Consider the following 14,434-nt stretch of genomic DNA (forward strand, 5'->3'; position numbering starts at 1 on the left):
GCAAGAGAGCTTGGAGAGAAGGAGAGCGCATGGGAGCCATCCAGCCCGTCAGCGACAAGACCTTCGAGGTCGACGTCCTCAAATCGGATATTCCGGTTCTGGTGGACTTCTGGGCGGAATGGTGCCAGCCGTGCCGCAAGATCGAGACCATGCTGAACGAGATCGCCGCCGGTGAGCTCGCCGACAAGGTCAAGATCGTGAAGGTCGACATCGACAGCAACCCGGAGACCGCGCGGGCCTACCAGGTCCTCTCGGTGCCCACCCTGACCGTGTTCAAGGACGGCGAGCCGTTCCGCTCGGTCGTGGGCGCCAACCCGAAGAGCGCGCTGGTCCGGCTGATCGAGTCGGCGCTCGACCCGGCCTGATCCCAGCTCGCGCTCCGCGCGAGTCTCTCCGATGCCCCGTCTCCGCCGACGCGGAGGCGGGGCATTTCGGATCCGGTGTAACGCTGCGCCCGGCGCGGCGCTTTTTCTCTATGGTGCGGTGCCCGGTGGGGCGCGCTACCGGGGTGGTGGGAGTACGCTGCCTCGCGGACGCGGCTCAGCATGGGTGAATCGCCCCATAACGGCGCGCTCAGGCGGGCACGTACGATTCCGACGCGGGGCACAGGCACTTCAGGAGGACCATATGCGGGCTATCCGGCGCGGGGCGCGGGGCGCGGCGGTTGCCGAGATCCGCGGCATTCTGGTCGTGCTGGAGCTGCTGGAGGATCTCCTGCCGTCGGATCCGTCGTGGGGTGATCCCGAATACGACGCCGACGTCGAGCGGGCCGTGCGCGCCTTCCAGCAGAGCCGGGGCCTCACCGTCGACGGCGAGGTGGGCGACGAGACCTGGCGCGCCCTGGACGCGGCCCGCTGGCGGCTCGGCCAGCGCGCCCTGTTCCACACCGTCGGCGACCCCTACGTCGGCGACGACGTCCGGCAGCTCCAGGAGCGGCTGCTCGAGATGGGGTACAACCCCGGCCGCGCCGACAGCATCTACGGCAGCCGCACCGCGCACGCCGTGGCCCAGTTCCAGCGCGAGGTCGGCCTGCGCCCCGACGGCGAGTGCGGCCCGGCCACGATCGGTGCCCTGCGCCGGCTCGGCCGCAAGGTCATCGGCGGCCGGCCCCAGCTCCTGCGCGAGGCCGAGGCCTTCCGCGCCTCGGGCCCGACGCTGCTGGGCAAGCGCATCGTGATCGACCCCGGCCACGGCGGACCCGACACCGGGCACGTGGTGCCGGACGGGCCGCTGCGGTGGGTGGAGGCGGACCTCGTGTACGACCTTGCGGCCCGTCTGGAGGGCCGTCTGGCGGCCGCGGGTATGCGGGTGAACCTCACCAGGGGTCCGCAGCCCGCGAACGCTCTGGGCGACCGTGACCGGGTGCAGCTCGCGAACGAGCTCGGCGCCGACCTCCTCATCTCGATCCACCTCGACGGCCACGCCACGCCCCTCGCGGACGGCGTCGCCACCTACCACTACGGCTCCGTCTCCGGCCCCACCTCCGTCGTGGGGGAGCGGCTGGCCGGCCTCGTGCAGCGCGAGATCGTGGTCCGCACCGGGCTGCGTGACTGCCACACCCACGCGAAGACCTGGGAGCTGCTCCGGCTCACCAAGATGCCCGCCGTCCGGGTCGACGTGGGCTACCTGACGTCGCCGGGCGACCGGCGGCAGCTGATCGACCCCGCGTTCCGCGACCGGGTCGTGGAGGCCATCATGGCCGCGGTCCAGCGGATGTACCTCCCCGTCGAGGCGGACGTCCCGACCGGCTCGATCGACGTGAGTCTGCTTCGGGCCTTGACCGGCTCGACCGCCCCGACCGCGTAGCGCTCACCCGCCACCTGGCCCGGGGCCGTGCGGCTTCCGGGCCGTCGGCGCTTGGCTGAGCACAGTTCTCGTGCCGTTGCCGGCTGCGCTCCGGTCGGTGCCGCGATCGGCACTGCGGGTAAGGGCTCGGCTCGAACGCACAACACAGCGGACCGTCTTCGCGAATGCCCCCTGGCCGCGCCCAACCGGAGTCTCAGCCCCGGACCTGCTCGCCGGGCCGCCGGATGCCTGGACCGAACCGAGGCCCCCACGCTCGGGTGTGGCGTGAGAATTTGCCCGAATTTGGGAGCCTTTTCGGGCTCGGTCGGCTCAGCCGGAGGTCATCTCTCGAGTCGCCGGGCGAACCGGGAGCACCGGGCGGAGCAGCGACTCCGGGCTCATCGAGCCGAGCAGCTTCTCCAGGGCGTACTCGACGTCCGACTTCCACGACAGGGCGGTCCGGAGTTCGAGACGCAGACGGGGATAGCGCGGATGCGGTCGTACGGTCTTGAAGCCGATCGACAGAAAGAAGTCCGCCGGCGCCACGCAGCCGCGCTCGTTGCGCCCCGCCTCGTCGACCTCGCCGAACTTCGCGTCGCCGAACGCCTCGATCGCCTTCACGCCGCGCTTGGTGAGGTCGCGCGCGACGCCCTGGACGAGCATGCGGCCGAGCCCGCCGTCGGCGAACGGCTGCACGACGTGCGCGGTCATGAGCAGCACGGCGTCGGGCGAGACCGGGGAGGTCGGGAAGGCCATGCTCCGCGGCACGTACGCGGGCGGCGCGAACATCACGAATCCGGCCGGCATGCCGTCGACGTACACGAGCTTGCCGCACGAGCCCCACTCGAGCAGCGTCTGCGAGACCCAGGCCTCCTTCTCGAGGCCCGGGTCGCCGTTGGCACACGCCCGATCGGCGGCGACGGGGTCGAGCTCCCAGAACACGCAGTCACGGCACGATCGAGGAAGGTCCTCGAGGGTGTCCAGCGTCAAACTGACGAGACGTCGCGACATTGGCCCATCTCCACCGCACCCGGGATTAGCTCGTCCTGATGGTACGCATTCGCGACACGCCGTGGGACCCATCCGCGGACAAGTTCCTTATCCCTGCTCACCCCCGGCGCCCGTTCGGGTGGATCGTCGTGGCCGGACGGCTACCAAAGGTGGGCGGCGGGGTCGGCCCGATGGCGAGTGAATGCCCCGCGCCGGGCCTGATCGCGGCGGTCTCCGGACAGGACGGTCAGCACGAGCAGGCCCGGTGCCCGCCCGCCTGCGTCTTGAGAGCTGTCCGACGCGGGCACCGCTGCCCCCTTCGCTCCCGTGGTCGGGTCAGCGGGCCGGGGCCGAAGGCTGTTGCGACGCCGGGTCGTCCGGTGTGTCGTCGTTGCCCGCGGCCGGCTCCGGGACCGTCACGTCGTCGTTCTCGGCCGCGGCGGCCGCCGGCTCCAGGGCGTCGTCGGGCTGCGACTGGGCCTCGCGCTCGGCCAGGCTCGTGGGGGCGGTCCAGTTGATGCGCGGCGGCTCGGCCAGCGGGCGGCCGCCGAACTCGGCCAGCCAGGCGGCGACCATCGCCAGGTTCTCGCGCCAGCGGTCCTCGGGGATCGGGGGCAGGATGTCGTCCCACAGCGCGAGGAAGGTGCCCTGGAGCTGGAGCCGTCCGTAGGGGCGGGCGAGGAACCACACATGCAGGTGCGCCGCGCCGTCGCCCCAGCGGTTCACGTGAACCCGGGCCACGCCGTCCAGCGAGCGGATCGCGCGCTCCAGGCGGACGGTCATCACGCCGAGCTCGGCCGCGAGCATGTTCGGCAGGTCGCCCAGGTCGAGGTGCGACCGGGACTCGAGGATCAGCACGGCCGGCAGGCCCGTCGGGCGATCGAGCGCGCGGACTCGCCAGCGGTCGCTCACCCAGATGTACGCCTCGTCCGGCGCCGAGCACGCCCGGCACTCGGCCGGGTTGTCGCCGTGGCGCGGGGGCTCGATCGGCACCGGGTCGAGGAGGCGTTTGACGCGGATGTCGCCCTCGAACGGGAAGGTGGGCCAGTAGGTGAACGCGGGGAGCTGTGGCGGTTGCTGTGGCGACTCGGGCACGAAGCCGACCCTAGCCGAACGGAAGGCCGCTGTCCGCACCCTGTGGACAGCGAGCGAGTTATCCACAGGTTCGGTGGATTGCGCTGTGGATGACGCAATCGAGGTCGTCCTACGTGTGGCAATGTTCATCCACAGGGCCGCGCCCGATTTCGCGCTCGGTTTCACGTGAAACGGGTGAGCCTGTGGATAACCCCTGTGGACAAGATTCGCTCAGAGCCGTTCTCTCAAGATTTCCTCCCACCGACTTTTTCGGCTCCCGGGGTTCGGAATGGCGCTTTTCGGCCCATCTCGGGGTCGGCGACCTGTTTTTGCCACCGCGGACCTGGCTGGGCGGGCCCCTCCGGCCGAAGGCCCTCGGGCCCGCCCATTTGTCTGGCGGGAGCAACGGTCAGATAGTGGCGCGGACCCGAGCCATGGATTTCTGAAACGGCACGAGGGCCGACCCCGGTTAGTTCGGGATCGGCCCTCGCTCTGTGCGGATGCGCTGCTGCTCTATGCGGAGGCGCTGCTGTTTGTCCGAAGGCGCTACCGCTCGCTACTACTGTTCGGGCTGGGTCGCCGACTGCTCCTCCGGCACGCCGATGATGCCCACGATCCGCTCCAGGTCGTCGACCGTCGCGAACTCGATCGTGATGCGTCCCTTGCGGCGGCCGATGTCGACCTTCACCCGCGTGTCGAAGCGGTCCGAGAGACGGTCGGCCAGATCGGACAGTGCGGGCGCGTGCGGCTTGGCGCGGCGCTGGGCCGGGGCCGACTTCTTCGGCGCGTTCTCCGACACCGCCAGCTGGACGAGCTCCTCGGTGGCGCGCACCGACAGACCCTCCGCGACGATCCGCGTCGCCAGCGACTCCTGCTCGTCCGAGTCCTCGAGACCGAGCAGCGCCCGCGCGTGCCCGGCCGAGAGGACACCCGCCGCGACGCGGCGCTGGACCGGGGCCGGCAGGTTCAGGAGCCGGATCGTGTTCGAGATCTGCGGGCGGCTCCGGCCGATCCGCTTGGCGAGCTCCTCGTGCGTCGCGCCGAACTCCTCGAGCAGCTGCTGGTACGCCGCCGCCTCTTCGAGCGGGTTCAGGTTCGCCCGGTGGATGTTCTCCAGGAGCGCGTCCCGCAGCATCGCGTCGTCGCGCGTCTCGCGGACGATCGCCGGGATGGCCTCCTTGCCCAGCGCCTGGGCGGCGCGCCAGCGGCGCTCACCCATGACGAGCTCATACTGCTTCTCACCCTCCGCCTCGCGCAGCTCGCGCACGACGATGGGCTGGAGGAAGCCGACCTCCTGGATCGAGGTCTTCAGCTCCTCGATCGCCTCGTCGTCGAACACCTGCCGCGGCTGCTTCGGGTTTGGCGTGATGGCGCCGACCGGGATCTCGGCGAACCGCGCGCCCGGCACCGGGGCGAGCGCGTCGGCCGCCGAGGCCTGAGCCGGGGCCGGGGCCGGGGTCTCCGCCGGGGTGCCGTTCGTGACGTTCGGGGGAGTGGCGAGCGCAGTCGCCGTGCCGGTCGCGCCCTCGGCCGGCGCGGCGGCGGTTGGGATGAGAGCGCCGAGCCCCCGCCCGAGACCCCCACGTCGGTTGGACTTCATGCGACCCCTCCCACCTGCGCGCCTTGCGCGCCGCGCAGCGCGATTTCCTGCGCCGCTTCGAAATAGCTGACCGCACCCCGCGAGCCGGGGTCGTACGTCATGACCGACTGGCTGTAGCTCGGCGCCTCCGATACCCGCACGTTGCGGGGGATCACCGCGTTCAGGCACTTCTCGCCGAAGTGGTTCCGCACGTCCTGCTCCACGAGGTCGGCCAGGCGCGTGCGCCGGTCGTACATCGTCAGGAGCACCGTCGTGATGTCGAGGTGCGGGTTGAGGTGCGACCGGACGAGCTCGATGTTGTTCGTGAGCGCCTGCACACCCTCCAGCGCGTAGTACTCGCACTGGATCGGGATCAGGACCTCCTCGGCCGCGACGAGCGCGTTGACCGTGAGGAGGCCGAGCGAGGGCGGGCAGTCGATGAAGATGTAGTCGTAGTTGTCGCCGCCGGCCTCGATCGCGCGCTTGAGTCGCGACTCGCGGGCGACGACCGAGACGAGCTCGATCTCCGCTCCGGCGAGGTCGATCGTCGCCGGTACCGCCCATAGGTTCGGGATCCCCTCGACCTGCTGGGTCACCGCGTCCAGCGGAGCGCCGTCGATGAGGCAGTCGTACACGTCCGGCACGCCCGAGTGGTGGGGCACGTTGAGTCCGGTCGAGGCGTTGCCCTGGGGGTCGAGGTCGATCACCAGCACGCGGTTGCCGTGGAGCGCGAGGGCTACGGCGATGTTCACCGCGGTGGTGGTCTTCCCGACGCCGCCCTTCTGGTTGGCCACACACATCGTGCGGCGCCGTGGTGGGCGGGGCATGGTGATCTCCCCGCTCGGGTTGAGAATCTCCACGGCGCGCTTTGCCTCCTGTGCGAGCGGGGGGTCTTCGGTTTCACGTGAAACATACGCGTCAGTCATGGCGCCCTCGGTATCCGCGGTGACGACGGACGGGTGAGGCCGGGGGGATGGTGGGTTCCGTCGTTCGGGCCGCACCTCGGCCTGAGAAGCGTCGACTGTTGGCGATACTCCCCGGCCGTAAAGGGTACCGGTTGCGCCGCGGTCGTTCGGGGCCGCCACCTGAAAATCCACCGTGCCCCCGCGTGTCGACTCCGCGTCCGAGCGAGTCGGCGAGCCGTGCGGCGGAGCGGACACGGGATTTCGCGGCGGTACCGCATGAGGAACGGTCGGCGAGACCGGCGCCGGCGTAGCGGAGGGCGAACCGGGGGCCTCGAATCGCACCGGCTCGACCGGCCGGGAGGAGTCGCCGTACTCTGCTCGGGGCTGTGGCACCGGTCGGCCGGTCGGGCGTACGCCCCAGCCCTCTATCCCCGTTTCACGTGAAACATGACCGTCTGCATCGCCGTAGCCCGGACCATCATCGCTATCGCGCACCATGTCAGTCCCGTCCCGCTCGGAAAGGTGTGCACCCTCGGCCACCTCGTCCGCCGGCCCGTGGTCCTCGGGAACTCCCGCCGCGTGGTCGACGGTGTCGAGTCCGTCGGTCGCATCGATGGAGGGTTCGCCGGGGGCCGCCCGGGGGCCGGAGTCCGCCGCCCTGGGGGTCGTCCCGGCGGTACCGGCTCCGGAGCCGTCCGCCCCTGAGGGGCGCTCGCCGTCCGGACCCGTTCCGTCCAGGCCGGCCCCATCGGGTGCCGTTCCGTCGGACAGAAGAGTGGCGCGGGGCCAGCCTACGGCGCTTCGCCGGGCGGAGCTATGACTCACCGGCGCGTCGTTGGCCTTCTCACCCCAACTCGGCCGCCAAAAGACCAGAAATCCGTCAACTCGCCGGAGCAGGCCGCCGAGTCGCTGTATCGGCGACATCGGCCATCCGATGCCCACCGCCCTGCCGTCCGCCATGCGTGGTCCCCGTTCCCCCGTTGCCCGGGGGTCGCGAACACGCCCCCGGCTATCGGCCGCGGCGCCCTCCGGACTTCCGGGGACGCGCGCCTTCCCGCTGCCGCGCGTCTCCCGCGTCTCGGGTACGCGCGGCTTCCCGCTCGCGCGCGGCCCCGGCCTTGCGGACGCGCACGCCTTCTCGCTCCCGCACGACGTCGACCACGGTGGTGGGCTCGGCGAGGATGGCGTCCCCGCACGTGCGCACCGCGGCCGTACCGGCACCGAGCTTCGTCAGGGCCTCCGCGTGCTCGGCGACCTCGGCCGCCGCGGAGGCGCCCTTCATCGCGAGCAGGTGGCCGCCGATGGCGGTGAGGGGGAGACACCAGCCGGCGAGCCGGTCGAGCGGAGCGACGGCTCGGGCGGTGACGACGTCGGCGAGCGCAAGCTTGCCGACGCACTCCTCGGCCCGGGCACGGACCACGGTGGTCCGCTCGAGGCCGAGGGCCGTCACCGCTTCGGAAAGGAATGCGGTACGTCGTGCGAGCGGCTCGACCAGGGTGACGGACAGGTCGGGACGAGCCACTGCCAGCACCATACCGGGGAGACCGGCTCCAGACCCGACGTCGACCACGGAGGCACCCGACGGAATGAGGTCCGCGACCACAGCACAGTTCAGAAGGTGCCGCTCCCAGATGCGTGGCGCTTCGCGCGGCCCGATGAGCCCGCGGAGAACTCCATCCGTTACGAGCAACTCCGCAAAGCGGATCGCGGCGGGGAGCCGATCGCCGAAGACCTTCTCGGCCACGGGGAGAATCTCGCTGGGCACTGCACCGTCCATGGGGTCAAGCAAACCACGTACCGCTCGCCACCCCCGGACGCGGGGAGCCCCGCTGGGCGTGTTTCACGTGAAACGTGGACGGCGCGATCGGTGCGCATCGGGTGGTGGGTGGCGCGGGCCGATTGGGGCCGTGGTGCGGGAGAGGGGGCTGATGCACGGCGGGGCTGGGGTAGGCGCGGAGTCGGACGTGGTCAGTGGTGCGCTCGAACGCGGGGAAGGCGAGCGGCGGTATTTCGGACCGCGAGCCCTCGACGCGGCCGACGGCCCGGACGGACCGGGAGGCGCGACTCGCAGCAGACCGGTGGGCTTGGTTCAGGCGACCACCGAGGGCAAGTTCTACGCGACCCGAGAAGCACGGCCTGGACAGCGCTGAAGGGCGAACGCATCGGGCTCGAGAAGGTAGTACGGGCCACTGAGCAATCGACGAGGCACGGAGCGGCAGTCGGCTGGGGCCGAGTCCGTCCGTGGGGCGGGCGCCCTCACCCCGTCGCGTTCGGACGACGGAGAGCCGGCCGACCCCGGGAGTCACCACTTCGCGGTCCAGGCCGGTCGGCCGGGTGAGCCTGCCTGGCGCCATCCGTGAGGAACGACGACGCGTCGATACCTCGGTGTGATCCGGTCGGGCCGACGGCCAGCTCGCCTCGACTGATGCTAGAGCCGCATGGCAGACGGGAGACTGCTCCATCCCTCGTCCGCAGAACGACCCCGTGCGGTGCGCATCGTCGTCGCCCACCACACCGACGCCGGGGCTGGGGCTCTGGTTCGCCGCGGCGGCGTTCCGCACCGGACGCCGGTGGGCAAGCTCGACCGGACCCGGCGGGCAAGCGGCGGACGGCGCAACGGCCACGGCTCACAAGCAGACGCCGGGTCCTCATCGACGGGCCAGCCAACCTCGGCCGCGCGTCCCCCGCCCCGCCGAGCAAAGCCACTGGATGAACCCAGCCCCAGGAGGCACCCACACGGGCCGAGTTCTCGGTCGCCCTCGACGGCCAGGCCCCGAACCTCCTCGACAACACCACGCGGCACGCGGCACGCGGCACGCGGCACGCGGCACGCGGCACGCGGCACGCGGCACGCGGCACGCGGCACGCGGCACGCGGCACGCGGCACGCGGCACGCGGCACGCGGCACGCGGCACGCGGCACGCGGCACGCGGCACGCGGCACGCGGCACGCGGCACGCGGCACGCGGCACGCGGCACGCGGCACGCGGCACGCGGCACGCGGCACGCGGCACGCGGCACGCGGCACGCGGCACGCGGCACGCGGCACGCGGCACGCGGCACGCGGCACGCGGCACGCGGCACGCGGCACGCGGCACGCGGCACGCGGCACGCGGCACGCGGCACGCGGCACGCGGCACGCGGCACGCGGCACGCGGCACGCGGCACGCGGCACGCGGCACGCGGCACGCGGCACGCGGCCGAAAAAAGCGCGACGAGCCCGAACCACCACGAGCCCGAACCACCACGAGCCCGAACCACCACGAGCCCGAACCACCACGAGCCCGAACCACCACGAGCCCGAACCACCACGAGCCCGAACCACCACGAGCCCGAACCACCACGAGCCCGAACCACCACGAGCCCGAACCACCACGAGCCCGAACCACCACGAGCCCGAACCACCACGAGCCCGAACCACCACGAGCCCGAACCACCACGAGCCCGAACCACCACGAGCCCGAACCACCACGAGCCCGAACCACCACGAGCCCGAACCACCACGAGCCCGAACCACCACGAGCCCGAACCACCACGAGCCCGAACCACCACGAGCCCGAACCACCACGAGCCCGAACCACCACGAGCCCGAACCACCACGAGCCCGAACCACCACGAGCCCGAACCACCACGAGCCCGAACCACCACGAGCCCGAACCACCACGAGCCCGAACCACCACGAGCCCGAACCACCACGAGCCCGAACCACGTTTCACGTGAAACGGCGCTCCGCGGCCTCGATGGCGTTGCGGAAAAGCATGGCCACCGTAGTCGGGCCGACGCCGCCCACCCGCGGCGTGATCGCGCCCGCGACCGTTTCGCAGGACTCGTCCACGTCCGGGAGGAGGCGGCGGCCGGCGTACCGCACGCCGCCGCCGACCACGACCGCGCCCGGCTTCACGTGCTCCGGCTGAATGATGCCCGGCACGCCGGCGGCGGCGACCAGGATGTCGGCGCGCTGCGTGTACCGGGTCCAGTCCGGCACCCCGGTGTGCACAACGGTCACGGCCGCATTCGCCGTGGGTCGCTTCTGGGCCAGCAGCATCGCCAAGGGGCGGCCGAGCGTCGCGCCGCGGCCGAGGATCACTACCTCGCGGCCGCTGACGGGGATCTCGTAGTGGGCCAGCAGCGCCTCGATGCCCGCCGGGGTGCAGGGGAGCGGTCCGGGAATGCCGGCCGCCAGGCGACCCAGGTTCAGCGGGTGCATCCCGTCGACGTCCTTGTCCGGGTCGACTCGCATGAGGGCGGCGTCGTAGTCGAGGTGCTTCGGCGTCGGGTACTGGATCAGGAGGGCATGCACGTCCGGGGCGGCGTTGAAGTCGTCGATCGCGGCGTGGAGGTCGGCCTGGGTCGCGTCCGCCGGGAGGTGGCGGTGCGGGGAGTCGAAGCCGAGCTCGGCGGCCTGGCGTTGCTTGATCCGGATGTAGCCGGCACTGGCGTCGTCGTCGCCCACCAGGATCGTGGCCAACGACGGGGTGATGCCTCGATCGCGGAGGGCCGCCACACGCGTGGCCACGTCCGCCAGGATGCGCTCCGCCACCGGCGCGCCCGGCAGGAGGCGAGCGGAGCCAGATGCCGCAGGAGAACCGGCCGCAGAACCAGGGGCCGCCGCGAAAGTGGAATCGGAGAGATGGGAAGCGGAAGCGGGTGAGTTAGGCATACGGCTCCTCGTCACGCGTGAGAGCCCAGGCGGTCGACTCCCACGACGAGGCTTCCCGATGGTTGCCCATCCTCGATGCCGCCAGTCGCGTCACCAACCAGTATGCCCGCGCCGGAACAGGACCGGCCAAGTGGGAGCGCCGGAACGAAGGAGGCTCAAGCACGAGGCCGCAAAGGGCAGATCAACCCGAGAACCTGAGGGCAAAAAAGAACCGCCCCGGGCGCGTGCCGGGGCGGTCCAGGAAGAGCAAGAATCAAGCGGTCGGGCGAACCACGATCCGGCGGGACGGCTCCACGCCCTCCGACTCGCTCTCCACCCCGGGCAGGGCGTTGATCACGTCGTGCACGCACTTGCGCTCGAACGCGCTCATCGGCTCCAGCCGCACGGCCTCGCCGTACTCCTTCACCTTCTCGGCCGCGTTCTTCGCGATCGCCCCGAGCTCCTTGCGCCGCAGCGCCCGGTAGCCGCCCACGTCGAGCAGCAGCCGGCTCGGCGAACCCGTCTGCCGGAACACGGCCAGCCGGCTCAGCTCCTGCAGCGCCTCAAGGGTCGCGCCCCGCTGGCCCACGAGGGCCTGCAGCCGCTTGCCCGAGCCGTCCCCGCCCTCGACGACCTCGACGACCGGCCGGCCGCTCACGACGAGCTCGTCGATGTCGCCGTCGTAGTCGAGGATGTCGAGCAGGCCCTCGACGTAATCGGCCGCGATCTCGCTCTCGCGGAACAGGTCCGCGCTCGAGCGGCCGGAGCCGTTGGCCGAGGCCGAGGACTCCTCGTCGCCTTCGGGCTCGGACTCGGTGGACGCGGCAGCCGTCTGCTCGTCCAAGTCCTCGGCGCCGAGATCACTGGTGGTGTCGGTCACGAAACTCATCTCCGCTTGTTTGGGGCGCCGAGGCGCCGTCACAGGTCGTCGGTGAGGGGTGGGTTGCTTGCAGGGAGCGCCCCGCGCTGGGCCCGTTGAGGGGTGGCCCAGCGGGGTCGCATCAACCCGACTGCCGCTTCGCGGCGCCACCCTTCTTCGGGTTGATCGGCTTGGCGCCGGGCTTCGGAGCCCGGGACGGCCCGGTGGCCTCGGGGGCCGTGCCGTTGGCCTTGGCGCCGGTCGCCTTCGCGGCGCCCTTGCCGTTGGCCCGCTGCTGCGCCGCGGCGTCCTCGCGGGCCTTGGCGAACAGCGCGCCGAGCCCGCTCGGCTGCTTGGTGTCGGCGGCCTTCTTGGCGCCGTTCTTGAAGGGCACGTTGTTGGTCGACGCGCTCGCCGGCGGCGGGTACTTGTGCAGCACCCAGTACTGCTGGGCCAGCGTGATGGCGTTGTTCGTGACCCAGTAGATGATGACGCCGATGGGGAAGTACCAGCCGGACGTCAGGGTGAAGAACGGGATGCCGTAGAGCATGAACTTCTGGATCATGCGCTGCTGCGGGTCGGTGTTCCAGCCCGTCTTCTTGATCATCTGACGCTGCGTCAGGTAGGTGGTGGTGATCATCAGCGCGACCAGGATGGCGGCGACGATCTTCACCGTGGTCGAGCTCGCGTCGATCTTCAGCAGCTCGGCGGTGCTGCTGCTGAACTTGGCGACGATCGGGGCGTCGAAGAGGCGGGCGTCGACGGCGCTGAGGAACTCCGACTTGGTCCAGCCGTAGAGCTCCATGCTGTGGTCGGACATGCCCGGCCGGAGGTGACGCAGCACGTGCAGGAGGCCGATGAAGACCGGGATCTGCAGGAACATCGGAAGGCAGCCCATGAGCGGGTTGACCTTCTCTTCCTGGTAGAGCTTCATGACCTCCTTCTGGAGGGTCTCCCGGTCGCCCTTGTGCTTCTCCTGCAGCTCCTTCATCTTCGGCTGGATCGCCTGCATCGCGCGCTGCGACTTGATCTGCTTGACGAAGATGGGGAACAGCACGACCCGGACGGTGATCACCAGGAAGACGATCGCCAGGACCCATTGCCAGTTGGTGCTCAGCACCCGGTGGTCCGGCAGGATCGAATCCCAGACGGTGTGCCAGAACAGCATCACCTTCGAGATCAGCCAGTAGATCCCGGCCATCAGCTTGCTAATCACGACACCGCTCCAGTCACGTCGACTCGGGCTCGGGCGAGTGTCCCCGGCGCGGTGGCACCGGGTCGAACCCACCGGGGTGGAATGGGTGGCAGCGCAGCAGCCGCCAGATCGCGAGGCCGATTCCCTTCACCGCGCCGTGCGTGCCGACCGCCTCCAGGGCATAAGCGCTGCACGACGGGTAGAACCGACAACGCGCCGGCAACGCCGGGCTTATCCAACGACGGTACGCGACGATGGGAGCTGCCACGATCCGGGCTCCGGCGTTCATCGACGGACACCTCGGTTCTTCGGTCGGCGCGCGGCCTCCAGCGCCGAGTCCAGGTCCTGTTGCAGAAGGTCGTAGGGCCGGGTCGCCGCCTCGGGCAGCGCGCGCACCACGATCACGGAGCCGGCGGGCAGGTCGGCGAGGCGCGGGCGCACGAGGTGCCGCAGCCGCCGCTTCACCGTGTTGCGCACGACGGCGTTGCCCACCGCTTTGGAGACCACGAACCCGGCCGAAGGCGACAAGTCAGAAGGATCCGAAACGCCGGAAACCCCGGGCCGCGACGGCCCGGGGTTCAGGAAATGCACGACCACGGCCCCCCGGCCGGCGCGACGGCCGTTGCGAATGGTGGCGGCGAAGTCTTCCCGCCGCCGCAGTCGCTGAGCGGCCGCCAGCACGCTGCCTCCCGGAAGGCCCGGTCGAAGAAACGGCTTCGAACTGACAACTAGGCCGAGAGGCGGTCGCGCCCCTTGGCGCGGCGCGCAGACAGGATCGCGCGGCCGGCACGGGTGCGCATGCGCAGCCGGAAACCGTGGGTCTTCGCGCGCCGGCGGTTGTTCGGCTGGAAGGTGCGCTTGCTCACGTCGGGGCTCCGTCTTCGTGACTGGCGGGACGCGGAGGAGGCGCCCACGGGATGTCGATCAGTGTTTTGGAGTTTACCAGGCAGCGGTCCTCCAACCGAAACAGGGTACGCGCCGCCTCACGGACCGTCAACGATCACGCGACGAGCCGGGGTGTGAACAAAGAAATGCCTGGTAGAGGCCGAAATCCACAGGCTCGTTGTGGACAAAGGTTGAGTGGTTGTGGACAACGCTGTTAACGTGCCCGGTTGCCGGTAGACACCGCGACTCCGGCGACGGGACACAACTGGACTTTCCGGGATTCGACGGGCGTTCTGCGAGGGGGGCAGACACGCGCCCGACCTGCATGACCTCTGCGTACGCGCTGATCACCGCACGGTCAGCACGGGACGAGGGGGAATCAGGACGATCCGTCCACGGGACATGACTCGTTGATACACAGGTTGTGGAAAACCTGTGGACAATGATGACCCGGGACGGCGGGAAGAACCGGGCACCGTCCACTCGCGGTGGGGGCCGCGAATGATGATGGGGGTGCGCGAACG

General features: G+C 70.8%; 12 protein-coding genes, 1 pseudogene and 1 riboswitch. Of the genes and pseudogenes, 2 read left to right on the top strand and 11 right to left on the bottom strand.

All coding sequences use genetic code 11. The features are described from left to right. The first annotated feature begins 29 nt into the window (after positions 1–29). Together trxA and ACQP2P_RS45930 are read left to right on the top strand one after the other, a co-directional pair. Positions 30–365 (top strand): thioredoxin, encoded by a 336-nt coding sequence (trxA, locus tag ACQP2P_RS45925; protein WP_350622573.1) that lies wholly within the window; start codon positions 30–32, stop codon positions 363–365. A 262-nt stretch (positions 366–627) separates the two neighbouring features. Continuing rightward, the gene (locus ACQP2P_RS45930) at positions 628–1,806 is read left to right on the top strand and encodes an N-acetylmuramoyl-L-alanine amidase (RefSeq protein WP_433611991.1); all 1,179 of its coding nucleotides are present in this window, start codon (positions 628–630) and stop codon (positions 1,804–1,806) included. Between the two features lie 309 nt (positions 1,807–2,115). On the opposite strand, the gene ACQP2P_RS45935 is transcribed toward ACQP2P_RS45930, so the two are convergent. The 11 genes and pseudogenes from ACQP2P_RS45935 to rpmH all read right to left on the bottom strand — a co-directional run bounded on the left by ACQP2P_RS45935 (position 2,116) and on the right by rpmH (position 13,891). Further along, a complete protein-coding gene (locus ACQP2P_RS45935) occupies positions 2,116–2,796 on the bottom strand; it encodes a GNAT family N-acetyltransferase (RefSeq protein WP_433611993.1) in 681 nt (226 codons plus the stop codon). A 315-nt stretch (positions 2,797–3,111) separates the two neighbouring features. After that, a complete protein-coding gene (locus tag ACQP2P_RS45940) occupies positions 3,112–3,870 on the bottom strand; it encodes a hypothetical protein (protein WP_433611995.1) in 759 nt (252 codons plus the stop codon). 538 nt (positions 3,871–4,408) lie between these two features. Beyond that, positions 4,409–5,449 (bottom strand): ParB/RepB/Spo0J family partition protein, encoded by a 1,041-nt coding sequence (locus tag ACQP2P_RS45945; RefSeq protein ID WP_433611997.1) that lies wholly within the window; start codon positions 5,447–5,449, stop codon positions 4,409–4,411. Next, a complete protein-coding gene (locus tag ACQP2P_RS45950) occupies positions 5,446–6,831 on the bottom strand; it encodes an AAA family ATPase (protein WP_433611999.1) in 1,386 nt (461 codons plus the stop codon). The genes ACQP2P_RS45945 and ACQP2P_RS45950 overlap by 4 nt, the downstream gene beginning before the upstream one ends. Positions 6,832–7,342: 511 nt before the next feature. Further along, on the bottom strand, positions 7,343–8,110 hold the full coding sequence (gene rsmG, locus ACQP2P_RS45955) for a 16S rRNA (guanine(527)-N(7))-methyltransferase RsmG (protein WP_433612001.1): 768 nt from the start codon (positions 8,108–8,110) through the stop codon (positions 7,343–7,345). 1,934 nt (positions 8,111–10,044) lie between these two features. After that, a complete protein-coding gene (locus ACQP2P_RS45960; RefSeq protein WP_433612003.1) occupies positions 10,045–10,848 on the bottom strand; it encodes a bifunctional 5,10-methylenetetrahydrofolate dehydrogenase/5,10-methenyltetrahydrofolate cyclohydrolase in 804 nt (267 codons plus the stop codon). Between the two features lie 160 nt (positions 10,849–11,008). Next, positions 11,009–11,091, bottom strand: a riboswitch (ZMP/ZTP riboswitch). A 154-nt stretch (positions 11,092–11,245) separates the two neighbouring features. Then, a complete protein-coding gene (locus tag ACQP2P_RS45965) occupies positions 11,246–11,860 on the bottom strand; it encodes a protein jag (protein WP_433081878.1) in 615 nt (204 codons plus the stop codon). Positions 11,861–11,972: 112 nt separating this feature from the next. Further along, positions 11,973–13,031 (bottom strand): membrane protein insertase YidC, encoded by a 1,059-nt coding sequence (gene yidC, locus ACQP2P_RS45970; RefSeq protein WP_433619565.1) that lies wholly within the window; start codon positions 13,029–13,031, stop codon positions 11,973–11,975. Positions 13,032–13,042: 11 nt separating this feature from the next. After that, a pseudogene (gene yidD / locus ACQP2P_RS45975) lies at positions 13,043–13,314 on the bottom strand (membrane protein insertion efficiency factor YidD). Further along, on the bottom strand, positions 13,311–13,706 hold the full coding sequence (gene rnpA, locus ACQP2P_RS45980; RefSeq protein ID WP_433081880.1) for a ribonuclease P protein component: 396 nt from the start codon (positions 13,704–13,706) through the stop codon (positions 13,311–13,313). The pseudogene yidD and the gene rnpA overlap by 4 nt, the downstream one beginning before the upstream one ends. 47 nt (positions 13,707–13,753) lie before the next feature. Then, positions 13,754–13,891, bottom strand: coding sequence for a 50S ribosomal protein L34 (rpmH, locus tag ACQP2P_RS45985; RefSeq protein WP_033360019.1), 138 nt, complete (start codon positions 13,889–13,891; stop codon positions 13,754–13,756). Between the last annotated feature and the right edge of the window lie 543 nt (positions 13,892–14,434).

It is taken from the genome of Dactylosporangium sp. CA-139114 (assembly GCF_050955725.1).
Classification (GTDB): domain Bacteria; phylum Actinomycetota; class Actinomycetes; order Mycobacteriales; family Micromonosporaceae; genus Dactylosporangium.